Annotated in this window: 27 protein-coding genes; 2 read left to right on the top strand and 25 right to left on the bottom strand. The window is 34.2% G+C overall.

The features are described 5' to 3' along the window. Positions 1-74: 74 nt before the first annotated feature. The 3 genes from ACNFIH_RS18405 to ACNFIH_RS18415 are packed head-to-tail and all read right to left on the bottom strand — an operon-like array spanning position 75 to position 2883. Positions 75-1100, bottom strand: a complete 1026-nt coding sequence (locus tag ACNFIH_RS18405; RefSeq protein WP_426484227.1) for a COX15/CtaA family protein — start codon at positions 1098-1100, stop codon at positions 75-77. After that, the gene (locus tag ACNFIH_RS18410; protein ID WP_426484228.1) at positions 1097-1453 is read right to left on the bottom strand and encodes a hypothetical protein; all 357 of its coding nucleotides are present in this window, start codon (positions 1451-1453) and stop codon (positions 1097-1099) included. Before ACNFIH_RS18410 ends, ACNFIH_RS18405 begins: the two co-directional genes overlap by 4 nt. Then, a complete protein-coding gene (locus tag ACNFIH_RS18415) occupies positions 1453-2883 on the bottom strand; it encodes a CCA tRNA nucleotidyltransferase (protein WP_426484229.1) in 1431 nt (476 codons plus the stop codon). Before ACNFIH_RS18415 ends, ACNFIH_RS18410 begins: the two co-directional genes overlap by 1 nt. A 422-nt stretch (positions 2884-3305) precedes the next feature. On the opposite strand from ACNFIH_RS18415, the gene yaaA reads away from it, so the two are divergent. Continuing rightward, a complete protein-coding gene (gene yaaA / locus ACNFIH_RS18420) occupies positions 3306-4064 on the top strand; it encodes a peroxide stress protein YaaA (protein ID WP_035647669.1) in 759 nt (252 codons plus the stop codon). Positions 4065-4245: 181 nt separating this feature from the next. Here the strand turns inward: yaaA and ACNFIH_RS18425 are convergent, their stop codons facing one another. From ACNFIH_RS18425 to ACNFIH_RS18530, 22 genes are all read right to left on the bottom strand, one after another. After that, positions 4246-5835, bottom strand: coding sequence for a DHA2 family efflux MFS transporter permease subunit (locus ACNFIH_RS18425; protein ID WP_035647667.1), 1590 nt, complete (start codon positions 5833-5835; stop codon positions 4246-4248). Positions 5836-5840: 5 nt separating this feature from the next. Further along, entirely contained in the window at positions 5841-6920 is a 1080-nt protein-coding gene (locus ACNFIH_RS18430) for an HlyD family secretion protein (protein ID WP_426484230.1), read from the bottom strand. Positions 6921-6932: 12 nt separating this feature from the next. Then, complete coding sequence (locus ACNFIH_RS18435) at positions 6933-8252, bottom strand: TolC family protein (protein WP_426484231.1); 1320 nt, start codon at positions 8250-8252, stop codon at positions 6933-6935. After that, complete coding sequence (locus tag ACNFIH_RS18440) at positions 8242-8871, bottom strand: TetR family transcriptional regulator (RefSeq protein WP_426484232.1); 630 nt, start codon at positions 8869-8871, stop codon at positions 8242-8244. Before ACNFIH_RS18440 ends, ACNFIH_RS18435 begins: the two co-directional genes overlap by 11 nt. Before the next feature lie 280 nt (positions 8872-9151). Then, complete coding sequence (gene trpA, locus ACNFIH_RS18445; RefSeq protein ID WP_426484233.1) at positions 9152-9913, bottom strand: tryptophan synthase subunit alpha; 762 nt, start codon at positions 9911-9913, stop codon at positions 9152-9154. Between the two features lie 57 nt (positions 9914-9970). Continuing rightward, positions 9971-10708, bottom strand: a complete 738-nt coding sequence (locus ACNFIH_RS18450) for a carbon-nitrogen hydrolase family protein (protein ID WP_426484234.1) — start codon at positions 10706-10708, stop codon at positions 9971-9973. Positions 10709-10718: 10 nt separating this feature from the next. Then, positions 10719-11036, bottom strand: coding sequence for a gamma-glutamylcyclotransferase family protein (locus tag ACNFIH_RS18455; RefSeq protein WP_426484235.1), 318 nt, complete (start codon positions 11034-11036; stop codon positions 10719-10721). A 127-nt stretch (positions 11037-11163) separates the two neighbouring features. Beyond that, the gene (gene trpB, locus ACNFIH_RS18460) at positions 11164-12345 is read right to left on the bottom strand and encodes a tryptophan synthase subunit beta (RefSeq protein WP_132989783.1); all 1182 of its coding nucleotides are present in this window, start codon (positions 12343-12345) and stop codon (positions 11164-11166) included. Between the two features lie 12 nt (positions 12346-12357). Beyond that, on the bottom strand, positions 12358-12990 hold the full coding sequence (locus ACNFIH_RS18465; protein WP_426484236.1) for a phosphoribosylanthranilate isomerase: 633 nt from the start codon (positions 12988-12990) through the stop codon (positions 12358-12360). A 50-nt stretch (positions 12991-13040) separates the two neighbouring features. Next, a complete protein-coding gene (gene trpC, locus ACNFIH_RS18470; protein WP_426484237.1) occupies positions 13041-13820 on the bottom strand; it encodes an indole-3-glycerol phosphate synthase TrpC in 780 nt (259 codons plus the stop codon). Between the two features lie 84 nt (positions 13821-13904). After that, positions 13905-14897 (bottom strand): anthranilate phosphoribosyltransferase, encoded by a 993-nt coding sequence (trpD, locus tag ACNFIH_RS18475; protein ID WP_426484238.1) that lies wholly within the window; start codon positions 14895-14897, stop codon positions 13905-13907. Positions 14898-15012: 115 nt separating this feature from the next. Further along, positions 15013-15417, bottom strand: a complete 405-nt coding sequence (locus ACNFIH_RS18480) for a GNAT family N-acetyltransferase (RefSeq protein ID WP_426484239.1) — start codon at positions 15415-15417, stop codon at positions 15013-15015. Positions 15418-15522: 105 nt separating this feature from the next. Continuing rightward, complete coding sequence (locus ACNFIH_RS18485; RefSeq protein ID WP_426484240.1) at positions 15523-16089, bottom strand: anthranilate synthase component II; 567 nt, start codon at positions 16087-16089, stop codon at positions 15523-15525. A gap of 89 nt (positions 16090-16178) precedes the next feature. Further along, on the bottom strand, positions 16179-16622 hold the full coding sequence (locus tag ACNFIH_RS18490) for a hypothetical protein (RefSeq protein ID WP_426484241.1): 444 nt from the start codon (positions 16620-16622) through the stop codon (positions 16179-16181). Positions 16623-16712: 90 nt separating this feature from the next. Then, the gene (locus ACNFIH_RS18495) at positions 16713-18113 is read right to left on the bottom strand and encodes an anthranilate synthase component I family protein (protein ID WP_426484242.1); all 1401 of its coding nucleotides are present in this window, start codon (positions 18111-18113) and stop codon (positions 16713-16715) included. Between the two features lie 300 nt (positions 18114-18413). Then, entirely contained in the window at positions 18414-19697 is a 1284-nt protein-coding gene (locus ACNFIH_RS18500) for a hypothetical protein (protein ID WP_426484243.1), read from the bottom strand. Positions 19698-19901: 204 nt separating this feature from the next. After that, on the bottom strand, positions 19902-20468 hold the full coding sequence (locus ACNFIH_RS18505) for a YceI family protein (protein ID WP_035647640.1): 567 nt from the start codon (positions 20466-20468) through the stop codon (positions 19902-19904). A 30-nt stretch (positions 20469-20498) separates the two neighbouring features. Next, positions 20499-21131, bottom strand: coding sequence for an NAD(P)H-dependent oxidoreductase (locus ACNFIH_RS18510; protein ID WP_426484244.1), 633 nt, complete (start codon positions 21129-21131; stop codon positions 20499-20501). 4 nt (positions 21132-21135) lie between these two features. Next, positions 21136-21597, bottom strand: a complete 462-nt coding sequence (locus ACNFIH_RS18515) for a MarR family winged helix-turn-helix transcriptional regulator (RefSeq protein WP_035647635.1) — start codon at positions 21595-21597, stop codon at positions 21136-21138. Positions 21598-22051: 454 nt separating this feature from the next. Further along, entirely contained in the window at positions 22052-22531 is a 480-nt protein-coding gene (locus tag ACNFIH_RS18520) for a DUF6691 family protein (protein WP_426484245.1), read from the bottom strand. Between the two features lie 10 nt (positions 22532-22541). Then, entirely contained in the window at positions 22542-23105 is a 564-nt protein-coding gene (locus ACNFIH_RS18525; protein ID WP_426486733.1) for a YeeE/YedE family protein, read from the bottom strand. Between the two features lie 147 nt (positions 23106-23252). Continuing rightward, positions 23253-24671, bottom strand: coding sequence for an MBL fold metallo-hydrolase (locus tag ACNFIH_RS18530; RefSeq protein ID WP_426484246.1), 1419 nt, complete (start codon positions 24669-24671; stop codon positions 23253-23255). Between the two features lie 201 nt (positions 24672-24872). On the opposite strand from ACNFIH_RS18530, the gene ACNFIH_RS18535 reads away from it, so the two are divergent. Then, the gene (locus tag ACNFIH_RS18535) at positions 24873-25466 is read left to right on the top strand and encodes an HD domain-containing protein (RefSeq protein ID WP_426484247.1); all 594 of its coding nucleotides are present in this window, start codon (positions 24873-24875) and stop codon (positions 25464-25466) included. Positions 25467-25611: the final 145 nt, after the last annotated feature.

The raw sequence follows: 25611 nt of genomic DNA on the forward strand, positions 1-25611 counted from the left end.
AACATTATAACCTTATATACAAAACAAAAAAAATCCTTCATTTTGAAAGATTTTTTTATGTCTTGAATTTTAAATTATTTACTTAATCGATGCAAAGTATATGTCATTGCACTCAAAAGGAAAAACGCCATAATTTGGTGAATCAATCCTAAAGCCAACGGAACGCTGTATAATAAAGTGAAAACACCAAGCAAAAACTGAATAAAAACAAAAGCTACAAGAGTTTTGATTCCGTTTGCCTGAGTAGATGTAAGTGTATATTTTTTACTTTTGAAGAAAAGAAAAAGAATAATCGCCACAACTACATAAGCAAAAGTTCTGTGTACAAACTGAACGCCGCTTTTTCCTTCAATTAAATTCTTAATCAAAGAAGATTGCTCAATAAAAACCGATTCATGAATAAATTCGCCATCACTCATTAAAGGCCAGTGATTGTGAATTAATCCGGCATTTAGCCCCGCTACAAACCCGCCATAAATAATTTGGATTAATAAAGCAGCTAAAGCATAACGTGCAATATTTCGAAGCGGTAAAATTTTGTTGATATTTCTTTCAGGGTAAATTAAATCCAGCGCTACCCAAAGCGTGTATGCAAAAGTGATAAAGGCAAAAGTAAGGTGTAACGAAAGTCTGAAATGACTCACATCCGGGTTGTCAATTAATCCGCTTCGAACCATGAACCATCCTAAGAATCCTTGAAAAGCGCCCATTCCTAAAAGCACAACGCATTTTTTGATTGTATCTGTATCTAATTTCTTTTTAGCTAAAAAGTAAACAAAAGGCACAAAGAAAACCAAACCAATAATACGACCAATGAAACGGTGAAACCATTCCCAGAAATAAATGAATTTATAATCGGCTAATTGAAAATCGTTGTGAATATTAATTTTTTGATATTCTGGAAACTTCTTGTATTCATCAAAAGCGGCTTGCCATTTTGCCTCTGTTAAAGGCGGGAAAGTGTCGGTTACCAAATGCCAGTCGGTCATTGATAAACCTGAATTAGTTAAACGTGTGATGCCACCCACGACAACCATTAAAAATAATAAAACACAACCTGATAGTAACCAAATGATTACTGATTTATTCTCTTTTTTCATTCTGTTCCGATTAATTCGATTTCGTTTTTTTTGCTAATTTTTATTAAATAGAAATTTAATAAATAGAAGTTTATAAGGCTATTTGCAGTAAATACTATAGTTGTTCTTGTGATTCGTGTTAGGTAATTGTTTTTTATTTTAAAATTTAAAAGATCTTCAATAAAATAAAATTCAAAACAAAAATAAATTATTGTGATTATAATAGGAGCAAGAATGCAAATTAGAGCAACTATAAATTTGATTTTTAATTTTTTATTTTCTCCCTTAGCTTTTAGTTTTTTAAAAAAGAAAAAATAAGAAAATCCCATTAACCCAAAAAGTATAGAAAAAAATAGCACCCCTAAAGCATCCATTATTTTTTAAGTTTTAAGTTTAACTTCTCAGCTCTTTTAATTACAAAATCATAAGCCGCCTGATATTCATTCGGAATATCACCTTCTAAAATTGCTTCTTTTACAGCTTCTTTTAAAATTCCGATTTCGCGTGAAGGTTTCAAATCAAACATTTCCATAATTTCTTCGCCGGAAATTGGTGGCTGGAAATTACGAACATGATCGCGTTCTTCAACTTCAACAATTTTCTTGCGGACAAGCTCGAAGTTTTTATGGTATTTTTTGAATTTCGCAGGATTTTTGGTCGTGATATCAGCTTCGCATAAAATCATTAAATTTTCTACATCTTCGCCAGCGTCAAAAACTAAACGACGAACCGCACTGTCAGTCACAATATCTTGTGCCAAAACAATTGGACGCGAGCTCATGATGACCATTTTTTGCACAAATTTCATTTTGTGGTTCAAAGGCATATGCAAACGCTCGAAGATTTTCTTGGCCATTTTTCCACCAAGAAACTCATGTCCGTGAAAAGTCCAACCTTGTTTTTTATTGAAACGTTTTGTTGGTGCTTTTCCAATATCATGCAATAAAGCTGACCAGCGCAACCAGACGTCATCAGTATTTGGACAAATGTTATCTACAACTTCTAAAGTGTGATAAAAATTGTTTTTATGCGTATGACCTTCAATTTCTTCGACCTGATTCAACGCAGTTAATTCAGGCAAGATTAAATCTAAAAGTCCGGTTTTGTATAAAAGTAAAAATCCTGTTGAAGGTTTATCTGTAGAAAGAATTTTATTCAATTCGTCTACAATTCTTTCGCCGGTTATAATTTTGATGCGTTCTGCATTTTTTGTGATTGCATTTAAGGAATTCTCTTCAATTTCAAAATTCAATTGATTTGCAAAACGAATCGCGCGAAGCATTCGCAAAGGATCATCAGAATAGGTAATATCCGGATCCAAAGGCGTTTTGATTGTTTTAGTTTCTAAATCGGCTAAACCATCAAATGGATCTAAAAGATCTCCGAAATTATTTTCATTTAAAGATAAAGCCAACGCATTTATAGTGAAATCACGACGGTTTTGATCGTCCTGAAGGGTTCCGTTTTCTACAATTGGATTTCGGCTGTCGCGGTTATAGGATTCTTTTCGGGCGCCTACGAATTCAATATCAGTATCTTCAAATCGAAGCATTGCGGTTCCGTAAGTTTTAAAAACCTGAACTTTTGGTTTGTTTGGAAGTAAATCAGAAACTTTTAAAGCTAATTCGATTCCGCTTCCAACTGCAACAACGTCAATGTCTTTTTTAGAACCTCGGTTTAAAAGCAAATCCCGAACAAATCCTCCTATCACATAAGAGTCAACGTTTAATTCCTGAGAAGCTTTCGAAATGATATCGAAGATTTTGTTTTGTAAAGCAGATTTATAATTTGTTTGTATAGCCACGAATTCACTAATTTTTGAGTAAAAATGCAATTTGAATTTCAGATGAAATAAAATGCATGCAAATTTACAACATAGAAAATGCCTATTATAATCTGAAGCACACTTTTTTGAAGAAATTAATAGTTTTTGATGTTGATTTTTGTGAAAAGACAAAAGGTTTGCCACGAATTATACTAATTACCCGAATTTATTTTTTTTCTGCCACAGATTACAAGATTAAAAGGATTAAAAAATCTGCGTTAATCTTGTAATCTGTGGCAAAAAAATCTTCGCAATCTGAGTCAAACAATAATTATTGAAAATTCGTGATCCCGATAGCTATCGGGAGTGGCGAAAAAAAATACAACAATAGAACAAATCAATTACAAACGATAATTTTTAAAAATTCAATTTGTATTTTTGAAAGATAGAAAAACGTACACATGAAAATTGTTATATCGCCAGCGAAATCATTGAATTTCGAAAAAGAATTACCAACATCTCAATATACAGAACCTTCTTTTTTAAAAGAAGCGAGAATAGTTCACAAAGTGGTTAAACAAAAAAAGCCAGCTGAATTATCAGAATTAATGTCAATTTCAGACAAACTAGCCGATTTAAACTGGAAAAGAAATCAGGATTGGAAAACGCCTTTCACACCTGAAAATGCACGTCCGGCGGTTTATACTTTTGACGGTGATGTTTATACAGGTTTAGATGCTTATACAATTCCGTTAGAAAAATTAGATGTTTTGCAGGATAAATTGAGAATCTTGTCAGGACTTTACGGACTTTTAAAACCGCTTGATTTGATGCAGGCATACCGTTTAGAAATGGGAACTAAAATGCCAGTTGCCGAATCTAAAAACCTTCACGACTTCTGGAAACCAACAGTTACTAAAGCGTTGAATAAAGAATTGAAAAAAGGCGAATTATTCGTGAATTTAGCAAGTAATGAATATTTTTCTGCTGTTGATGTAAAAGCGTTGAAAGTTCCTGTAATTACCCCAGATTTTAAAGATTATAAAGACGGAAAATTAAAAATGATCAGTTTTTTTGCGAAAAAGGCGAGAGGTATGATGGTTCGTTACATAATCGATACAAATGCTGAAACAATTGATGATTTAAAAGGTTTTAATTACGAAGGATATCAGTTTGATGCTAATCTTTCTAAAGGGAATCATTTGGTTTTTACAAGATGATTTTTTGAAGGTACAAAGGCTCAAAGTAACAAAGTTACAAAGGTTTAAAAAGAGTCGGAGACTCGGAACATGTTGTAGGCAGGGATTTCAATCCCTGAAGATTTTAGGAATAACAACAAAAAATAAACGCCGAATTCTAAAGATGAATTCGGCGTTTCTGCGTATTATAAAATTATTATTATTAATGCATTGCGTCGGCTGCACTAATTTTGTTCTTTCCTTTTTTAATAAAAAGGATGATTGGGATACAGCATAAGAACATAATTCCTAAATACATGAAAATATCCATGTAAGACATTACGGTACTTTGCTTCATGATAGAATAATCTATTGCCTGATAAGCTTTTTTAAGAGCCACATCGGCGCTATAGCCTTTCGCCATAAAAGCATGCTGCATTCCTGAAATGCGTTGTTGAACATCGAATTTTGCAGGATCCAAATTATTAATCAGATTTACTCTGTGTTCCTGACTAAAACGTGTTATAAAAGTGGTAATAATTGCAATACCAAAAGAACCTCCTAATTGTCTCATCATTCCGGTGAAAGCTGCTCCTTCACCAATATGTTTTCCTTTTAAAGTAGAAAGTGAAAGTGTGGTAATAGGTACAAAAAGCAATCCTAAACCAATTCCTCTTAAAATCAACGGCCAGTACATATGTTCTACACCTGTGTCTGGCGTCATTCGTGTTTGCATCATAAAAGTGAAGAAGAAGAAAATTAAAAATCCTACTCCAACCATATAACCTTGAGGAACACCTTTCTGAATCATATTACCCACAAATGGCATCATAATCGCGGTAGTAATCGATCCTGGGATTAATAATAAACCTGCATCAGTTGCGGTCCATCCTAAAATGGATTGCGTGTAAATTGGGATAATCAATGTTGATCCATATAAACCGAAACCTAGAATGAAACACAAAACGGTACCAATTCTTAAATTTCCATCTTTTAAAACACTTAAATTTACAATTGGATGTTTGTAGGTAAGCTCTCTCCAAATAAACAATACCAATCCAAGAACGGTTACAACACTTAATGTTACAATTAGTCCATCATTAAACCAATCGTCTTGCTGTCCGTGTTCTAATACGAATTGCAATGAACCAATAAAAGCACTCAATAATATAATTCCCCACCAGTCAACCTGATTGGCTTTTAGTTTTTCACCATATTTAGGACTTCTTACAAAAGTAAGTGCTAAAATTGTAGCAATAATTCCTAGTGGAATATTGATGTAAAAAATATAAGGCCAAGAATAATTATCTACTAAATATCCTCCTAATGGCGGACCTAAAGTTGGACCTACAATTACACCCATTCCATAAATTGCCTGCGCCATACCACGTTTTGCAACCGGATAACTTTCGGTAATAATTGTTTGTGCGGTTACAAGTAACGCACCTCCACCCATTCCCTGAAAGAATCTAAAGGCTACAAGTTCCCATATATTACTGGCGTTTCCGCATAAAAAGGAACAAACCGTAAATAATATGATAGAAGCCACAAAATAATTACGTCTTCCAAATTGCTGTGATAGCCAGCTCGTCATCGGAATTACAATAACATTCGCAATTGCGTATGCTGTAATTACCCACGCGACATCAGTAAGGGTTGCACCAAGGCTTCCTCGCATATCTGTCAGCGCTACGTTTACAATCGTTGTATCTACAATTTCCAACAGTGCACAAAGTACTGCCGTAATCGTAATGATCACACGTCTGTAGCCGTATTCTACTAAATCGTCTTCTGCTTGTACTGCTGTTGCCATTTATTTTATTTCAAATGTACGTCTACATCAACATTCATTCCTGGGCGTAATAATTTTACTTTTTCAGGATCGTTTGAAGGATCTAAACTAATTTTTACTGGTAATCTCTGGATTGTTTTCACGAAGTTTCCTGTCGCATTATCAGGAGGCAATAAAGAGAAACGAGATCCTGTAGCAGGAGAAAAAGAAGTTACAATTCCTTTAAACTCATAATTAGGATAAGCATCAACTTTTAAGCTTACTTTTTGTCCCACAACCATTTTGTTTAATTGCGTTTCTTTAAAGTTAGCTACAACCCAAGCTTCGTTATTATTGATGATATAAAATAAAGATTGTCCTGGCTGAACCAATTGTCCTGGCTGAATGTCAACTTTAGAAACCTGACCATCAATTGCTGCAGTTACAACAGTATAAGTAAGATTCAATTTAGCAACATCAAGCATTGTTTGTGCTTTTTTAATGTTTGCAGCTGCAACTTCTGTTTGTTTGTCAGAAACTTTAGATTTTGACTGAATAACAGATTTTTGGTAAGAAGTTGCTTTTTGTTGTTGTTCTAAAACACGTACTTGGTTTTCAGCTTCTTCTTTTGCAGTTAAAGCCTGCTCATATTGCTGTTTTGTAATGGTATGCGTTTTGTATAAATTGTTATAACGGTTATAATCGTTTGTAAGCTGTCTCAATCTGATTTTTGCACTTTCGATAGAACCGCTTGCAGATTTCATTTGTGCATCTGAAACATTGATGCTTGCGTAAGCGCTTCCAATATCAGCTTTAGCAGCCTCAAATTGACCTTCAGCGCCTAATAATGCAGCATTTGCCTCATCAATCTTTAATTGATAATCTCTCTTGTCGATAGTAAATAAAGTATCTCCTTTTTTTACATAATCATTATCTTTCACATAAACTTTACTGATATATCCTGATACTCTAGGAATAATCGGATTCATTTTTTTCTCGATTTGAGCATCATCCGTTTCTTCGTGTGCCTGAGAGTGTAAGTATTTTGATATTCCGTAACTGCCGCCTCCTAAAATCAGAACTGCAAGTATGATGATGAATTTTGTATTTGTCTTTTTCTTTTCCATGAGAGCTATCGATTATATTTTAGAAAGATTGAATGATTGTGATAATTGTCCTGAGACTGAAAGTAATTCGTAATATTTTTGAATAATAGTTGCTTTAGATAAAGCAGTTTGGATTTTAGCATTTAAATGTTCTACGTCAGCTTCAACCAAGTCGTTAGTGTCTGAAAGTCCGTTGTCAAACTTATCTTTTACCAATCTGTAGTTTTCTGCTGCCTGCTGAAGCGCTTCTTCATAAACTACACTTTGGTTGATTGCCAAATCATAATCTTCAATAGATTTTTGAACTTCAACTTTAATGCGGTCCGTCATAATAGCTTCCGTATTTTTAACTTCCAAAGCTCTGCTTTCTGCCTCTTTTACATGAACATTATTTTTCAAAATTCCAGATAAATCATAAGATAAACCAATTCCGAAGTTCATCGCATATTTTACCGTGATAATGTCTTTAAGATCAAATGCTGTATAACCTCCAAGCAATGAAAGTGAAGGATAATATCCAGCTTTTGCTATTTTAACATTAGCTTCTGAAGCTTTTCCTTGTAATCTTATTGCCTCTAAATCTTTTCTACTTTCCAATGCAACAGCGTCAGATGTTATTGAGTTGGTTGTTTTTAGATTAAAGAAATCCTGCTCATTTACCTCAATTTTTACAGAAGGATCTAATTTTAATAAAGTAGTAAGATAAAAGTTGATATTATTGATGTTGTTATTTGCTTCATCAATAGATAATTGAGTTTTCGAAACCAATAATTGAGCTTTCAATAAATCGTTTCTCGGAATAATTCCGTTTTTCTCTAATTCTATAAAATCAGTAACACGTTGTTTAGCACTTTTCTGATTCTCATTTAAAACATCTAAAGTTTTTTGAGCTTTGTATAATGCAGTATAATAAGTGATTACTTTTAAAGCAACATCTTCTTTTGTTTTTGCAGCATTTGCACTTTCAGCTTCATATAAGTTGTCGTATGCATCAATGCTGTTTTGAATTTTAAAACCTGCAAAAATTGGAAGACTTAAATTTGCCATTCCCAGCATAGCTCTGTCAGGAGATGCTAAAGAAGCACTTTCGCCCTGATTTGGCATATCAATCGAAGCTTTTGTAAGTCGCTGATATTGACCAGAAACCTTAATGTCCGGATATTGATTGTTTTTTACGGTTTTTAGCTCGTATTTTTTTGTGTTTACCTTAGTGTTGGCAAGCGTAACTTCGTTACTTTTTTCCCAAGCCATTTTAACGGCTTCGTCCAAGGTTAAACTTGTTTTTTCTTGTGCTTCAATTGAAGATATTCCGATGAAGAAAACTCCAAAGAGCATTAATTGACTAATTTTCATAAACAAGTAGCGCTTTTATAGTTTGTTGAATGTGCTTTGTAAGATTGTTTTTAATGTAATTGTTAAACATTTCCTCGGTTTTTAAATCCAATAATTCTTCGAAGAAAGAACGATTCATATGAAAGTGGAAAAAGGTTCCAATAATCGTTGGCGTAATGAGCGGAATATTTACATCTTTTCTAAAAACGCCCTGATCTTGTCCCTGTTTAATAATGCTTTCAACAGATTTTAAATTTCCTTTTTTAAGTTCTGTAAAAGCATTCAGGCTTTTTTCTCTTTTTTTATTGTTTAATTCAAAATGTAAAACCCTGTAAATGCCTTTGTTAAGGCAGATTCTGTTAATGTAAATTTCGATTAATTTATTGACTTTGTCAAGCGGTTGAATGTTTTCCTGCAATAAATTTTCGAGTTGTAATTTTAAATCGGTGGTTTTATGAAGAATTAAAGCTTCCAGAAGCCGTTCTTTTGACCCAAAATAATAGGACACCATGGCAATGTTGATTTTTGCCTCTTTTGAGATGTCCCGAATGGACGTCCCTTCAAAACCCTTCTCAGAAAAAAGACTTTCTGCTACTTCAAGAATCTGAATTTTTTTATCGTTTAATTCGATGTTTGACATGGTATTGTTTCTAATCGAGTACAAAATTAAACAGTTGTTTAATTTAAACGCTTGTTTAATTTTATTTTAACACAATATTAACATAAAACGGTTTCGATAATTTTGAGCAAAAAAAAGCTGAAATACTAATGTATTTCAGCTCTGCTAGTTTATTTTGTCATTTCGACGAAGGAGAAATCACACTAGTAACTCCGCAAACAAAGTCGCCAATCTTTGTTGAATTACGAGTGTGATTTCTCCTTCGTCGAAATGACAAATTAGACTTTATTATTGGAGATATTTATCTAATCCCTCCAACAAACTCAGCAATTTTCCCGCTTCCGCTTTCACTCAAATGCTTAATAAAAGCACTTCCAATAATAGCACCTTTTGCATATTTTGTTGCCTGATTGAAAGTTTCTTTATTCGAAATTCCAAAACCTACGATTTGTGGATTTTTCAAATTCATGCTTCCAATTCTTTCGAAATAAGTTTCCTGTGTATCTCCAAAACCAGATTGAGACCCCGTAACACTTGCAGAACTTACCATATAAATAAATCCGTTTGAAACGCTGTCAATAAAACGAATTCTTTCGTCAGAAGTTTGTGGCGTAATCAAAAACACGTTTATTAAACCGTATTTTTCGAAAATCGCTTTATATTCATCAGCATAAACATCAACCGGAAGATCTGGAATAATTAAACCGTCAATCCCAATTTCAGCACATTTCTCGCAGAAAGCTTCAACTCCGTATTGCAACATCGGATTAAAGTAACCCATAATAATCAACGGAATTTTTACGCTTTCGCGGATGTTTTTCAGCTGGTCAAATAGAATTTGAGTCGTCATTCCGTTATGAAGTGCCTGCGTCGAGCTCGCCTGAATTGTTGGCCCATCTGCCAAAGGATCACTAAAAGGAAGTCCGATTTCAATTAAATCCACTCCGTTTTTTTCTAAATCCTGTATAATTTGAACGGTATCATTCAAACTTGGATATCCTGCAGAAAAATAAATAGAAAGTATCTTTTTATCTTCTTGTAATTTTTGAGTTATTCTGTTCATCGTTTTATTGTTTATCCTAACAAGTTTTTAAAACTTGCCGGGTATTTGTTTTTTATTTTAACTAATGATAATCTTGCTTGTCCAAGTATCATTTTTATTCTCAACCAATAATAATCCGGAATCTGAATCATTCATCTGGCCAATTAATTCTCCTTTATTGTTCCAGAATGCGCTTTGTCCTGCTGATGGCGATCCCCAGGATTCTCCGCTGAAATTCGACATCAAAACATTCATTTTATGTTTTTGAGCATAATTTTGCAAGTCTCTATACGCATTCGGAATTCCGTTTGGTGAAAAGAAAATGCTGGCAATATAAAAATCTGTTTCTTTGTTTTTAGCATTTTCCGGATGTTTCGGATTATCAATATCTGCGCAAATCGCAAATGATATTTTCTGATTTTCAATCGTAATCATTGGATTATAATTGAAAGACGATTGGAAAAATTCATCTTCGCCTTCATGTAAAAACTGCTTCGTATAAATAGAAACCGAATTATCCGGAGAAATTACAAATTCCCCAATAAACATTTCATTTTCAACTTGAATTGGTGCTCCGGCAATAATGATAATATTGTGCTTGGCAGCCAATTCTTTTAAATGGTCAATTCTGTAATCATCTTTTGTAAAAGCCAGCGGTGCCGCATTTTCTCTTTCATAACCCGTAATTGACAATTCCGGAAAAACGATCAAATTGGCACCATTTTGAACAGCCAATTCAATAAGCTGATAATGATTCAATAAATTGGCAGATATATCTCCGCGTTTTGGTTTGGTTTGTGCCGCAGCTAAAATCATTTCTCTAATATTAATTTTCCATGTAAATCCAAGCCACAGTTCCAGATTTTAGCGTTACCTGAACTCTTTTGTAGGCGTTAGATTCAAATAAATCAACTTTGGCTAAATCTGCTAGAGTAACATTGAAAACGATACCGTGTATAATTTCAGAAGGATTTTCGCTTGCTACTGCCACAACATAATCGGCCATTCCAAATTCTTCTTCAATTTGAAGGCTTTTTAATTTGTAACCCAGTAATTGATCTGCAGTGCCCGTTAATACTTTATTGAAAACCTGCATTTGAATCTGTTTTGAACGTAAGGTTCCGTATGAGAATAACTGTTCCATAATTATTATTTTTCTCGTTATTTTTATGCGTTAGGGATGGGAGCGGCATCCTTTTTATTTTTTCTTTAAAAATGAAAAGATATAGCGGACAGCCCGACCGTAGGGAACGCCCAAATTACGATTTTTATTACAATTTAAAATAGTCAATATAATTATCTAAATCTTTATCACCGCGTCCTGAAAGGCTGATTACCACAACATCTGTTGGTTTAAATTTCTTTTGATCCAAAACTGCAAAAGCGTGTGCACTTTCAATAGCAGGAATAATTCCTTCTAACTTTGTAAGTTGCAAACCAGCATTCATTGCATCATCATCGGTAACAGAGAAAAATTCGCCTCTTCCTGTTTGTGCCAAATGTGCGTGCAAAGGTCCAACTCCCGGATAATCTAATCCTGCTGAAATTGAATACGGTTCTGTGATTTGTCCGTCTGGAGTTTGCATTAAAAGCGTTTTACAACCGTGAATAACACCTACTTTTCCTAGTTTGCTTGTTGCGGCACTATGTCCGCTGTCAACGCCTTTCCCGGCTGCTTCAACGGCAATAATTCCAACTTCCGGCTCGTGCAAAAAGTGATAATATGTTCCGGCAGCGTTACTTCCTCCGCCAATGCAGGCTACCACATAATCCGGATTTTCACGTCCTTCTTTTTCTTTTAACTGCCATTTAATTTCTTCAGAAATAATACTCTGAAAACGCGTTACCATATCTGGATAAGGATGAGGTCCAATTGCCGATCCGATAATATAATGTGTATCAACCGGATTATTGATCCAGTCACGAATAGCTTCGTTTGTAGCATCTTTTAAAGTTCTTGAACCCGAAAGCGCCGGACGAACTTCTGCGCCCAACATTTTCATACGTGCCACATTTGGTGCCTGACGCGCAATGTCGATTTCGCCCATGTAAACGATACACTCAATTCCCATTAAAGCGCAAACTGTTGCTGTTGCAACACCATGCTGACCAGCGCCAGTTTCGGCAATGATTCTTTTTTTGCCAAGACGTTTCGCTAGTAAAATCTGCCCGATTGTATTGTTTACTTTGTGCGCTCCAGTATGGTTTAAGTCTTCTCTTTTCAGATAAACTTTGGTATTGTATTTTTCAGACAAACGTTTTGCAAAATACAGCGGACTAGGGCGTCCTACATAATCTTTTAATAATTGGTTGAACTCAGCCTTAAAATCAGGTTCATCCATTATGCTTAAATACTTCTGACGTAATTCTTCTACATTTGGATATAGCATTTCAGGAATGTAAGCTCCTCCAAATTCTCCGTAATATCCTTTTTCGTTGACGTTAAAACTCATTTTATTTAAATTTTAAAAGTTGGCAACATCAAATTTTCGTTTGAAATTGCTTAATAGATTTTTATTTTTTAGCCCTGGTTCGATTTCAAATTTGCTATTTATATCGACAGCATAAATAGGTAGTTTGGTTTTTGAAATTTCTTCAATGGCTTTTAATTCGTTCATCCCGATTCCGCCGCTTAAAAAAAACGGTTTTTTCGAATTGTATTTTTTTAATATGCTCCAGTCGAAAGTTGTTCCGTTTCCGCCCGGAAGTTTTCCTTTTGTGTCAAATAGAAAATAGTCGCAGACATTTTCAAAAGGTTTAATGATTTCAAAATCAAAATTTTCGTCAGCCGAAAATACTTTAATAATTTCAATTTTCTTTGGAAGTTTTTCTTTTAATGCTGAACAAAATTCAACTGATTCTTCTCCGTGTAGCTGAACGGCTTGTAAATTGAATTTTTCGATTTTTTCCAGAATTTCTTCCTGACTTTGGTTGACAAAAACGCCTACTTTTTTGATTGTTTTTATCAATTCGGGAACATTCCCGTTGCAATATCTAGCGGATTTTTCCCAGAAAATAAATCCCATATAATCGGGTAGGAGCGCGCCTACTTCGAGGATATTTTCTGGATATTTCATACCGCATATTTTGAGTTTCATTTTTTTAGTGCTTTAAGCTAAATTAGTATTGGTATAAGGTTTATAGATACTTATAGCTGTTTAATAAATTCTGTTGCGGCTTCACCAGCGTTATCGGTTTTCATGAAGTTTTCTCCAATTAAGAAGCCTTTGTATCCATAAGGTTTCAATTCCTGAATGGCTTCGATGGATGAAATCCCGCTTTCTGAAACTTTTACAAAATCATTTGGGATTTGCGATGCCAGTTCTTTACTGAAATCCAGACTTACTTCAAACGTTTTTAAATTTCTGTTGTTAACGCCAATCATATCTAAAGTCGGCATAATTGATTTTTCTAATTCTTCCTGATTGTGAACTTCCAAAAGAACTTCTAAACCTAAACTTTTTGCAAATTCCGATAATGATCTGATTTCGTCACGTGTTAAAACTGCGGCAATCAATAAAATCAAATCGGCTCCATGGGCTTTTGCTTCTAAAATCTGATATTCATCTACAATAAATTCTTTTCGCAAAAGCGGAATATTTACACTTGCTCTTGCTAAGAGTAAATCGTCTAAAGATCCGCCAAAGTATTTTCCGTCGGTTAAAACAGAAATTCCGCAAGCACCAGCATTTTCATATCCTTTTACAACTTCTTCAACTGTAAAATTATTGTTGATAATTGATTTTGAAGGAGATCGGCGTTTGTGTTCTGCAATAATTCCGGAATTGCTTTCTTTTAATTTCTGACTAAGAGAAATAGTCTGTTTTCCAAAAAATACAGAAGCTTCTAATTGTGAAACCGGAATGATTGATTTCTTTAGAATTACTTCTCGTTTTTTGTCTAATATTATTTTATCTAAGATATTCATGTTGTTTTGTTTCACGTTTCACGTTTCAGGTTTCAAGTTGAGAACGTTCAAAATAACTTGAAACCTGAAACTTGAAACAAAATTTTATTTACTTAATTCCTGTAATTTTTTTAAAGCTTGAAGTCCCTTTCCAGAGGATAAACTTTCTTTTGCCAATTCAAATCCTTCTTGCGGAGAGCACTTATTAACCGTTGCGATTGCCATTGCAGCATTCGCACAAACTACATTATTCTGTGCTTCGTTTCCTTTTCCGGAAATGATATTCATGAAAATTTCAGCCGATTCTTCGATCGTTGTGCCTCCTTCAATTTCAGTTTGAGATAAAAGACGAACGCCAAAATCTTCAGGTTTTATCATGCCTTCCATATGGCTGGTGATGATTTTTGTTGGCCCGGTTAGAGAAATCTCGTCATAACCGTCAAGCGAATGAAGGATTGTGAAATTCACATCAGTATTTTGATATAAATAAGCATACATTCTCGCTAATTCTAAATTGAAAACTCCAACTAATTGATTTTGTGGAAATGATGGATTTACCATTGGCCCTAACATATTGAAGAATGTTTTTACAGCCAGTTCTTTTCTGATTGGCCCAACGTTTTTCATTGCTGGGTGAAATAGGGGAGCGTGCAAAACGCAAATTCCAGCCTGATCGATACATTTTTCTAAGAAATCAGGTTCGTTGCTGAATTTAATTCCCATTTTTTCCATCACGTTGCTTGATCCTGAAATCGATGAAACGCCGTAATTTCCATGTTTTGCCACTTTTATTCCAGCTCCGGCAGAAACGAATGATGCTAAAGTCGAAATGTTGAAAGTATCTTTTCCGTCACCACCCGTTCCGCATAAATCGATTGTGTTATAAGCTGATAAATCGACACGAATGCACAATTCTAACAAAGCTTCGCGAAAGCCCGATAGTTCTTCAATTGTAATGCTTCGCATCATAAATACAGTCAAAAATGCCGAAATCTGGCTTGGATTGTATTGACCGCTCGAAATATTAATCAATACATTTTTTGCTTCTTCTTTTGAAAGCACTTCGTGGTTGATTAATTTATTTAATATAGTTTTCATTTTTTTTAAGATTCTAAGTTGCTAAGGTTCTAAGATGGTAAGGTTTTGTTTCAGGCTTCAAGTTTCACGTTCCAACAACTTGAAACTTGAAACAAATAAAACTTGAAACTAAATTTTAATGTTCATTTCCTTGATAAATCCACATTGGTTCTGTTTTTCCTGCTCGTTCAAAACCATTTTTTTTGTAAAAGTCAACCGATCTTCCGTCTGCAGTCAGCATTTGCATGTGAAAGTGTTTGTATTTCTCCTGCATTTTATCCAAAATCAATTTTCCAATTCCTTTTCCCTGATAATCCGGAAGTACCAATAAATGGGGATAATAAACGGTTAAAAATCCATCAGAAATCGCATTCCCAAGTCCGACTAACTTTTTTCCTTCCCAAGCCGTCACAAGAGTCTCCGAATTTAATAATCCGTTGTAAAGTTCATTCGGTTTACTGGCTGAACTCCATTCATTTGCTTTATATAAAACTAAAATGTCGTCGATGCTGATTTCTCTGGTTTCTGAAATTGTAATCATTTTTTAAGGTTCTAAGTTGCTAAGATTCTAAGATTCTAAGGTTTTGTTTCAGGTTTCAGGTTTTACGTTCCAACAACTTGAAACATGAAACCTGAAACAAAAAAACTAGCTCTTAATCCAATTTTCTAAAATCCTTTTTCCGTTTGGTGTCAAAACACTTTCCGGGTGAAACTGAACGCCTCTTACATCAAAAGTTTTGTGTCTTAGTGACATAATTTGCCCGTTTTCATCTACAGAAGTTGCTTCTAAAGTATCAGGTAAATTGGCATCTACAACCCATGAATGGTATCTTCCAACTTCAAATTCGTTTCCTAAACCTTCAAATAAAATTTCGTCTGAAACAACCGTTTTTACATTCGTTGCAACTCCGTGATACACTTTGTCAAGGTTAGAAAGTGTTCCGCCAAAAACTTCCCCAATGGCTTGTTGTCCTAAACAAACTCCAAGAATACTTTTTGTTGGACTGTATTTTTCGATTACTGCTTTTAGTAAACCAGCTTCATCTGGAATTCCAGGTCCTGGCGAAAGCAATATTTTTTCGAAAGAAGCGATTTCATCAATTTCGAATTCATCGTTTCGGTAAACGGTTACTTCGCAATCCAAATCTTCTAAATAGTGCACTAAATTATAAGTGAAACTATCGTAATTGTCTATAACTAATATTTTTTTCATTGTGTTGTTTTTGTTTAAGGTTTCAAGTTTCAAGTTTCACGTTCCAACAACTTGAAACTTGAAACAATGAAAACTTGAAACTAAATTTTCTATTTTTCTCGAACGTATTTTTCTGTTATGATACGGTCGATTCCTAATTTTTCTACTTTTTCTACTCCTTTTTGAGTTAAGGTGTCGTTTTTAACTTTTACCACAAACTCAAATTTTCCATTTTCCCATTGACGGTTGTTGAAATACTCCAAGTTTTCTGTGTAAACACTATCCTTTAAAGTATATTTTCCACCTCCGCCAAAAAACACCGCATTTGTTGAATCTTTTCCGTTTACTAAATCATGATTGAAAAAAGCGAAATGCGTTTCATTTATAATTTTAATCATTTTTGTTTTTGGATTGAAAGTCGAAAAAGTTGAATCTTTCTCTGTTGTTTCAGCTGATATTAAACGCCAGGTTCCTTCAATTGGATTGTGTTTTTTTTCAGAATTGCAAGAGGTTAGCGTAATGATTAAAATTAAAATTGATGCTGCTTTTTTCATAGTTTGTGGTTTTTAGTTTTTTGTTTCAGGTTTCAAGTTTCAGGTTTCACGTTCCAACAACTTGAAACCTGAAACCTGAAACAAAGAAAACTATATTTGTTCTGCCATTTCAAGTGCAGTATTCAAAGCTCTTAATTTGTTATAAACTTCCTGCATTTCGCTTTCTTCATCAGAACTTGCTACGATTCCGGCACCGGCCTGACAATGCAATTGATGGTTTTTAGAAAGGAAAGTTCGGATCATAATCGCGTGGTTGAAATTTCCGTCAAAATCCATTACACCAATTGCTCCTCCGTAGAAATTACGATTTGTTTTTTCGTAATCTTCAATCAACTGCATCGCTCTGTGTTTTGGCGCACCGCTCAAAGTTCCAGCTGGAAAAGTATCGGCAACTACCTGCATTGTGGTTGCTTTATCGTGTAAATAACCCGTCACTTTTGAAACTAAATGAATTACGTGAGAGAAAAACTGAACTTCTCTGTATTTTTCAACATTCACATCGTGTCCGTTTCGGCTTAAATCATTTCGCGCTAAATCAACTAACATTACGTGTTCGCTATTTTCTTTTTTATCTTCAGAAAGTTCTTTGGCCAAAAGCGCATCGCGTTCGTCGTTTCCAGTTCTTTTGAAAGTTCCTGCAATTGGGTGAATTTCGGCTTTTCTGTTTTTTACAATAATTTGTGCTTCAGGCGAAGAACCGAATATTTTGAAATCTCCATAATCAAAAAAGAATAAATATGGAGATGGATTAATGCTTCTTAAAGCTCTGTAAACATTGAACTCGTCACCTTTGAAACCTTGCGTAAAACGACGAGAAAGAACTAATTGGAAAACGTCTCCTCTAAAACAATGTTTTTTTGCTAAAGCTACATTGTGCTTGAATTCTTCATCGGTTAGGTTAGAGAAACCTTCGCCTTCTTTTGTGAATTTGTATAAAGCAATATTTCTGGATTGTAAAAGTTGTTCAATTTCAGAGATATTATTTCTTCCATCAACGCTGTGGCAGAAAATATACGCTTCATTTTTAAAGTGATTTATGGCAATGATATTTTGATAAACGGCATAAAATACATCCGGAATTGAAGTTGCGTCATCTTTTTTTGCAATCGAAACTTTTTCAAAATAACGAACAGCATCGTATGAAATGTATCCAAATAATCCATTGTTGATGAATTTAAAATCGTTTTTCTCCGATTTAAACTGATTTGAAAAATCCTGAATCACTTCTGGAATATTTGTCTTGGAATCAATTTTGATTTGTTCCGAAGATCCATCAGGAAAAGTTTTTGAAATTACTTCGTTTTCGATTTTAATCGTTGCAATCGGGTTGCAGCAGATGTATGAGAAACTGTTGTCATTTCCGTGATAATCACTACTTTCCAATAATAAACTATTTGGAAATTTATCTCTTATTTTAAAATAGATACTTACCGGCGTAATCGTGTCTGCCAGAATTTGCTTGTAATGTGTATTAAGTATAAAAGGCTTCAAAGTATGTTGTTTTTTAGTTTTTAATATTTTTTATGCTAAAGTTGTGACCAAAAAAAAAGGCTTGTCGTGATGACAAGCCTTTTAGATTTATAGTTTTGAAAATACCATAGGAAGCTTCGTTCACGACGTTTGACGTAAATTCTTCCACCACCAAGTATTGTTCATTAATGTTTTCATTTCCTTATTTTGATATCACAAAGATATAAAGGTAATTTGAATTAAAAGACATAAAATTTCAAAAAAATCTTTTCTAATTTTGGAATTTTGTTAAATTTTAAAATTCATTATTGCTTTAAAGCCTTAGTTTCCAATAGCCAGCGTGTTATTTACGTTTGCTCTAAAATCTGGACTTCCTCCTTTAATGCTCGGTGTTGTGAATAGTTCTATGTTTTTAATTTGGGTGTATTGTATACCTGAATTTTGGCTATTATAAAAATTTTCAATTGCAGAATTGCTTGATGAAGACTCACTTGCAATACCGCCGTTGCAATTGTTTACGATTAAGTTTTTAAAAGTTAGTTTTGATAAATTTGCATCGCCATTTCCAATATTTCCTTCCAATAAAGCAAATGGAGTAAAACCAGAAATAATACTATTTGATAAATTAAAGAAAGTATCTTCTCTAACATAAATAGATTCACGAACTAATCCTTGATTGTTTTCTTCAAGATTGACCAAAGTGATGTTTGAAGCATTTATTTTAGTCATTTTTTTGCTCATATCAGTATTTCCAATTTTATCGTATGAATCTACTTCGAAGCATCTCGACCCTGAAACATCTGATGAAAATGGATGACGAATAGCAATACTATTGCTGATATTGATTTGTGCTCCTTGGGTAAAATCAAAATCATCATCTGTAGTTCGGTATGAGATTAAATTGTTCAAATTCAAGTCTCCGCCATAACATTCAAAAGAATCATCATTTGAAAAACTAATTTGGATATTGTTTAAAACCGTTTTTCTTCCAACACCAGCCAATGAAAGTCCGTTTAGCTCTTTCAATGAACTTAATTTTCTTCCCGCATATTCAATTCGTACATATTTTAAAATTCCCGAATTATCTTCAGCATCTTGTCCTCCGTAATGATTTAATAGTGGTTCAAGATCAAAAGGTAAAGTATGAAGTCCTCCTAAAGTATTAATTGGTGCTTTTCCTAAAATTATAATACCGCCCCAGTCTCCTGGTTTTCTTTCGGTTTTTTCTTTGTTTGATGTAAAAACAATCGGATCAGTTTCTAAACCATCTGCAATAATTTTTGCTCCGTTTGTAATAACCAATGTTCCGCAAGTTTTATCATCTCCACGAATTACGGTTCCGGGTTCGATGCTTAGCGTTGCATTGTTAGTAACATAAACAACGCCAACTAATTGATAAGTGTTGCGTTTCAGTAACTTTAAATCTTTATCTATCGTTCCGGCAATTATATTTGTAGCTTCGTTATATTCGTTGGCAGCAGGTTTAAAATTGGTCCAGTTGTTCATCCAGTTTGTTGTACCAATAATTCCTTTTGTTTGTTGTTGTGCTTGAAGAAAAAAAGTGCTCAAAAGGGCAAGAGCAGCAATTTGTAGTTTTGTTTTCATAACTATAATTTTAATTTCTAGTTTTTGATTTTTTAATTTCTTCAAAATTAGAGCCCGAATATTAATCAATTCGGCTATAGTTATTATGAAAGTGTTATTTTAATATTAAGAACGTTATGTTTTTGAAAACTGATTATAAAAGAAAACCCCAATAGAATCAACTATTGGGGTTACTTTTTATGTATGAATTAGTAAGTCTTAAAATTAGAATTTTAAAGCTACAGTTAATTCAAATTCGTCATTGATAGTTTTGTCTCCTAAACCTTCGAAGAAACTTCCTGATCCGTATTTGATGTCATATTTAGTTCTGTCAACTTTGAAAGCAGTTGTAGCAGTGTTTCCTTTTACTGTGATATCAAAAGTTACTGGTTTAGTGATTCCTTTGATAGTTAAATCAGCAGTTACAGTATAAACGTCAGTTGCTTTAGCACCGATAGTTTTGAAAACTAATTTTGAAGTTGGGAATTTGTCAGTTCCGAAGAAATCGTCAGCTTTTAAGTGACCGTTTAATTTCCCTTGGTATTCTCCAGTTAAATCAGTAGAAGTTAAAGAAGTCATGTCAACAGTGAAGCTTCCACCAACTAATTTTTTTCCTTTGAAAACTACAGCTCCTTCTTTGAAGTTTACAGTTCCAGAGTGCTCTCCAGTTACTTTTTTACCTACCCATTTGATAGAAGACGCTTTTACGTCGATTTTTTTAGTTTGAGCATTTACTGAAATACTAGCCGCTGCTACGAATAATGCTATTGCAATTGTTTTTAAATTTTTCATGTTGTTAAAATTGAATTTGATTAATAATAATTATAGAGTGATAAATAATTCTTCGTGAGATTTTCTAACTTTTTTGTAATGCTGAGCGTCGTCCTCATCATGTCTGTAACCTACAGCAGCGATAACAGAAGCATTTAAGCCTAATTTATCGAAACCTAAGATTTCATTGAATTGTACTGCATTGAAACCTTCCATTGGAGTTGCATCGATTTTTAATTCGGCTGCAGCAGCAAGTAAAGTTCCTAAAGCGATATAAGTTTGTTTTGCTGTCCAGATATTTTTAGCATCTTGTGAAAGGTTCGAAATTACACCATTCATCATATCTGCAAATCCGCCTAAAGCTTCAGTAGGTACGCCTCTTGTTTCGCTAATGTTTTTAATGTAAGCTGCCACAGATTCTGGTCCAGCGTTTAAGTCATTTGCAAATACAAATATTTGAGAAGCATCTGTAAGTTGAGTTTGACCCCAAGCTGCAGCTTTTAATTTTTCTCTAATTTCTGGATTTTCAACAATAATTACTTTGTAAGGTTGTAATCCGTATGAAGAAGCTGCTAATCTAACTGCTTCTTTTAATGTATTCAAATCTTCTGCAGATACTTTTTTAGTCGCATCATATTTCTTAGTTGCGTATCTCCAGTTTAAATTGTTTACTAATGTGCTCATAATATTAATTTTGTTGGGTTCGGTATTTTTCTAATAACTGATTTAATAATTCTAATTCTTCTGGGCTTATATTCTGGGCAAATACGCGCTCGTGCTCATCTACCTTCGGGTCTAATTCTTTTAAAACATCTAATCCTTTCTGAGTAATTAAAACCTCAATTTTGCGTCGATTATCCGGACAAACATTTCTTGTTACGAATTCTTTCAGCAATAATTTATCAACTAATCGGGTTGTATTACTCGTTTTAGCTAACATACGTTCTTGTATCACGCACATATTAGCAGGATTTCCTTTTTGTCCTCTTAATATACGCAGTACATTATATTGTTCTCCAGACAAGTCATACGGTTTTATCAACTCGTTGAAATGATCCTGAATCACATTCTGTGTGTACATGATATTCAGAATAACTTTTTTCGCATTATCCATCTTAACTGTACTCTTAATAACCTCTTCAATTGTCATAGTCGTAAGTGTATAATTTGTATATACAAATGTATGACTTTTAATAGTTGTATATACAAATGTGGTGTTAAATTTTTGTTAATTGAAATAACGCTAAAAATTATAACTTGACAAAGCCTATATAATTAGTATAAAAGTACTATTTATTTTTTGAAGCTTCCAAATAAATCTTCTTCAAATGTTTTAAAGCTTTGATAAAGATACGTTTAAGTTTTAGTTCTTTAAAATAATTGGCTTTAACAGAATGTAAATTTTGATCATCAGGGCGTGCCAGTATTTAAAAAAAGGCCTACTATACTTTGCGTTCATGAGGCCTTTTCTTAAATACTGTCGGGCTTTCGCTGCTACTTCGGTAGCTTAGCTCTATCCCTCACGCGAGCACACAAAAGAGAAAACCCGACAATTTTTCTAAAACTGTCGGGTTTGATATATTATATATAATAAGGTAGGAATATTAATGAGGAAGTTTGTCTTTAATCAAACCATAAACCCAAGTTCCTGCAATTGCACTTACTAAAGTAACAACTATTACAGTCGCTCCAGTTCCAATTTGAGCAAAAAGCGGACCCGGACAAGCTCCGGTAATCGCCCATCCAAAACCGAATAATAATCCGCCATAGATTTGACCTTTGTTGAAAGTCTTTGGCTGAATTTCGATTTTTTCGCCTTGAAGCGTTTTGATGTTGAACTTTTTAATCAGAAATACTGAGATTATTCCAACGGCAACCGCACTTCCGATTACGCCATACATAAAGAAAGATTGCAAATGAAACATTTCCTGAATACGAAACCAGCTAATGATTTCAGCTTTTACGAATACAATTCCGAAAAAGATCCCGACGATTAAATATTTAATATTCCCAAATGCGTTTTCTTTTTTCTGGCTTGCGTTAATTCCTTCGCCATCTGTATTTTTATTTTCTAAATTATTCATTTTTGAAATTTTAAAGTGAAAGAATATAAGGTAAAATCAAAAGTGCCATTACAAAACCGCCAATCATAAAACAGATTGTAGCTACTAATGATGGCCATTGTAAATTTGATAATCCCATAATTGCATGCCCGCTTGTACAACCGCCGGCGTAACGCGTTCCGAAGCCAACTAAAAATCCTCCCACAACAATCATGATAAATCCGCGAAGTGTTAATAAGCTTTCCCACGAAAATAATTGTGAAGGGACAAGACCTGTATGATCTGTGATTCCGTAACCTGATAATTGTTCTGAAAGTTCCGGAGTAATTACAACCGCATTTGGATTAGATAGAAAATAAGCTGCAATAGCTCCGCCAAGAAATATTCCGAGAACGAAAAATAAATTCCAGCTTTCTTTTTTCCAGTCGTATTTAAAAAACGGAATATTAGAAGGAATACACATCGCACAAATATGACGCAATGATGAACTAATCCCGAAAGATTTATTTCCGATAATTAATAAAATTGGAACAGTTAATCCAATTAGCGGACCTGCAACGTACCAAGGCCAAGGTTCTTTTATAATTTCTAATATACTCATAATTCAAATTAGATGTTTTGGTTTTAACCATTAAGATATTAAGGAAATTAAGCCAATCTGACTTAATGAAACTTTTCAAAGAAGGTTAAGGAAAATTAAGCATTGCAACTTAATTTTCTTAATATCTTAATGGTGAAAAAATTATGCTTTTAATGTTTTACTTTGACAAACAAAATCTGATTTTGGGACATTTGTTTTTGAAATCGCTCCAAAACCGCCTTCCACTTCAGAGAAATTTCTAAAACCTCTCGCTTGTAAAATCGAAGCGGCAATCATGCTTCTGTAGCCACCTGCACAATGCAAATAAAAATGTTCATTTGGGTTAATGTCTTTTACCCAGTCATTAATATAGGCTAACGGTTTGCTGTACGCATCTTCAATATGTTCTGCTTCGTATTCTGTTTCTTTACGGATATCGATTATTTTGTCTTTTTGAATGTCTACTTCGTTTGCAAATTGTTCGGCTGTAATTCGGTTTACAGAATCTGTTTCGAAACCTGCTTTTTGCCACGCTTCAAAACCGCCTTCTAAATGTCCGATAATGGTATCAAAACCTACACGGCTTAAACGCGTTACGGTTTCTTCTTCCATTCCAACTGTAGTAACCAAAACAATAGGTTGTTTAACATTGGCAATTAAAGTACCAACCCACGGAGCAAAATCGCCATTGATTCCGATATTGATAGACTGTGGAATAAAACCTTTACTAAAATCGGCTGCGCTTCTTGTATCTAAAATCAGTGCTCCGGTTTCTTCTGCAATCACTTCAAAATCTGCTGCTTTTATGGCTTTCATTCCGTTGTGTAAAACCGTTTCAAAGCTTTCGTAACCTTGCTTGTTCATGGCCACATTCATACTGAAATACGCCGGAGGAGGTAATAATCCGTCCGTAACTTCTTTTATGAATTCTTCTTGGGTCATATCGGCGCGCAAAGCATAATTTGTAGCTTTCTGATTCCCGATTGTCGAAACCGTTTCTTTACTCATGTTTTTTCCGCAGGCGCTTCCCGCACCGTGCGCAGGATAAACAATTACATCATCAGCCAAAGTCATAATTTTATCTCTCAACGAATGAAATAAAATCCCAGCCAACTCATCTTGCGTCATTCCCGCAGCTTTCTGAGCTAAATCCGGACGACCAACATCGCCGATAAATAAAGTATCACCAGAGAAAATCGCGTGATCTTTTCCGTTTTCGTCAATTAACAAAAAAGTTGTGCTTTCCATAGTGTGTCCAGGTGTGTGCAAAACTTTGATAGTAACTTTTCCAAGTTTAAATTCTTGCTGGTCTTTTGCAGAAATGCAGTCAAACTCACAAGCAGCGTTTGGTCCGTAAACAATCAGTGCTCCTGTTTCTTTGCTTAAATCAACATGTCCCGAAACGAAATCGGCGTGAAAATGCGTTTCAAAAATATATTTCAGCTTTACTTCGTCACGTTCTAAACGATCTAAGTAAGGCTGTGTTTCTCTAAGCGGATCAATAATGGCCGCTTCGCCATTTGAAGTAATATAGTACGCACCTTGCGCAAGGCATCCGGTGTAAATTTGTTCAATTTTCATGATTTGGAAATCTAAAATTTGGTTCACAAAGGTAAGTTTGTTTTTCGGTAAAATAAGTGACTAATGTTACAGAAATTTGATTTCTGCTCAAAAAGAAGTGAATTTTCATCATATGAGTTATTTAAGTAATTTAAACTTGAGCAATTACGCTTTAAGCTTTAATTTTGCATATGACGAATGTCATTTCAAAACAAAAATAAAATGAACACAAAAGACTTATTAGATCAAATCGCTTTTATAAAAGAAATTGATAAAGTAAAATACATTCAGCGAAAAACAAAGCTTTTCAATAGCGACCGTTGCGAAAATGATGCTGAACACAGCTGGCATTTAGCTTTAATGGCAATTGTTTTAGCCGAACATTCAAATGAGCCAATTGATGTTTTGAAAGTCGTAAAGATGGTTTTGATGCACGATATTGTGGAAATTGATTCTGGAGATATTTTTTTATATGATACAGCAAAAAGCCACGATAATACAGATGAAGAACGTTTAGCAGCAAATCGAATTTTTGGTTTGCTTCCGAAAAAACAAGCCGAGGATTTTATTGCCATTTGGGAAGAATTTGAAGCCGGAGAAACTAACGAAGCCAAGTTTGCAAGATCGATGGACAGATTAGAACCTTTATTACAAAATACCTCTAATAATGGTGGAACCTGGAAAGAGTTTGACGTGAAGTATGATAAAGTTTACGAAAAGAAAAGCATCATTAAAGAAGGTTCAGAATCGATTTGGAATTACGCCGAAGGTTTGATTAATGAAAGCGTTGAAAAAGGGATTTTGAAGAAAGAGTAGTATCCTCAATCTTGTCATTTCGACGAAGGGAGAAATCACACAAGGGACTCCGCAACGAGAATCCAATCTTTGTCGAGCTTCTAGTGTGATTTTTCCCTTCGGTCGAAATGACAAACGTTGCAAAAACAAGTGTAAAAAACACTTT

Origin of the sequence: Flavobacterium sp. 2 (assembly GCF_049949195.1) — a bacterium.
Taxonomy (GTDB): domain Bacteria; phylum Bacteroidota; class Bacteroidia; order Flavobacteriales; family Flavobacteriaceae; genus Flavobacterium.

Excerpts from the sequence above, each read along its gene's own strand:
- ACNFIH_RS18405 (WP_426484227.1), bottom strand. The coding sequence starts at position 1,100 with ATGAAAAAAGAGAATAAATCAGTAATCATTTGGTTACTATCAGGTTGT.
- ACNFIH_RS18410 (WP_426484228.1), bottom strand. The coding sequence starts at position 1,453 with ATGGATGCTTTAGGGGTGCTATTTTTTTCTATACTTTTTGGGTTAATG.
- yaaA (WP_035647669.1), top strand. The coding sequence starts at position 3,306 with ATGAAAATTGTTATATCGCCAGCGAAATCATTGAATTTCGAAAAAGAA.
- ACNFIH_RS18425 (WP_035647667.1), bottom strand. The coding sequence starts at position 5,835 with ATGGCAACAGCAGTACAAGCAGAAGACGATTTAGTAGAATACGGCTAC.
- ACNFIH_RS18430 (WP_426484230.1), bottom strand. The coding sequence starts at position 6,920 with ATGGAAAAGAAAAAGACAAATACAAAATTCATCATCATACTTGCAGTT.
- ACNFIH_RS18435 (WP_426484231.1), bottom strand. The coding sequence starts at position 8,252 with ATGAAAATTAGTCAATTAATGCTCTTTGGAGTTTTCTTCATCGGAATA.
- ACNFIH_RS18440 (WP_426484232.1), bottom strand. The coding sequence starts at position 8,871 with ATGTCAAACATCGAATTAAACGATAAAAAAATTCAGATTCTTGAAGTA.
- trpA (WP_426484233.1), bottom strand. The coding sequence starts at position 9,913 with ATGAACAGAATAACTCAAAAATTACAAGAAGATAAAAAGATACTTTCT.
- ACNFIH_RS18450 (WP_426484234.1), bottom strand. The coding sequence starts at position 10,708 with ATGATTTTAGCTGCGGCACAAACCAAACCAAAACGCGGAGATATATCT.
- ACNFIH_RS18455 (WP_426484235.1), bottom strand. The coding sequence starts at position 11,036 with ATGGAACAGTTATTCTCATACGGAACCTTACGTTCAAAACAGATTCAA.
- trpB (WP_132989783.1), bottom strand. The coding sequence starts at position 12,345 with ATGAGTTTTAACGTCAACGAAAAAGGATATTACGGAGAATTTGGAGGA.
- ACNFIH_RS18465 (WP_426484236.1), bottom strand. The coding sequence starts at position 12,990 with ATGAAACTCAAAATATGCGGTATGAAATATCCAGAAAATATCCTCGAA.
- trpC (WP_426484237.1), bottom strand. The coding sequence starts at position 13,820 with ATGAATATCTTAGATAAAATAATATTAGACAAAAAACGAGAAGTAATT.
- trpD (WP_426484238.1), bottom strand. The coding sequence starts at position 14,897 with ATGAAAACTATATTAAATAAATTAATCAACCACGAAGTGCTTTCAAAA.
- ACNFIH_RS18480 (WP_426484239.1), bottom strand. The coding sequence starts at position 15,417 with ATGATTACAATTTCAGAAACCAGAGAAATCAGCATCGACGACATTTTA.
- ACNFIH_RS18485 (WP_426484240.1), bottom strand. The coding sequence starts at position 16,089 with ATGAAAAAAATATTAGTTATAGACAATTACGATAGTTTCACTTATAAT.
- ACNFIH_RS18490 (WP_426484241.1), bottom strand. The coding sequence starts at position 16,622 with ATGAAAAAAGCAGCATCAATTTTAATTTTAATCATTACGCTAACCTCT.
- ACNFIH_RS18500 (WP_426484243.1), bottom strand. The coding sequence starts at position 19,697 with ATGAAAACAAAACTACAAATTGCTGCTCTTGCCCTTTTGAGCACTTTT.
- ACNFIH_RS18505 (WP_035647640.1), bottom strand. The coding sequence starts at position 20,468 with ATGAAAAATTTAAAAACAATTGCAATAGCATTATTCGTAGCAGCGGCT.
- ACNFIH_RS18510 (WP_426484244.1), bottom strand. The coding sequence starts at position 21,131 with ATGAGCACATTAGTAAACAATTTAAACTGGAGATACGCAACTAAGAAA.
- ACNFIH_RS18515 (WP_035647635.1), bottom strand. The coding sequence starts at position 21,597 with ATGACAATTGAAGAGGTTATTAAGAGTACAGTTAAGATGGATAATGCG.
- ACNFIH_RS18520 (WP_426484245.1), bottom strand. The coding sequence starts at position 22,531 with ATGAATAATTTAGAAAATAAAAATACAGATGGCGAAGGAATTAACGCA.
- ACNFIH_RS18530 (WP_426484246.1), bottom strand. The coding sequence starts at position 24,671 with ATGAAAATTGAACAAATTTACACCGGATGCCTTGCGCAAGGTGCGTAC.
- ACNFIH_RS18535 (WP_426484247.1), top strand. The coding sequence starts at position 24,873 with ATGAACACAAAAGACTTATTAGATCAAATCGCTTTTATAAAAGAAATT.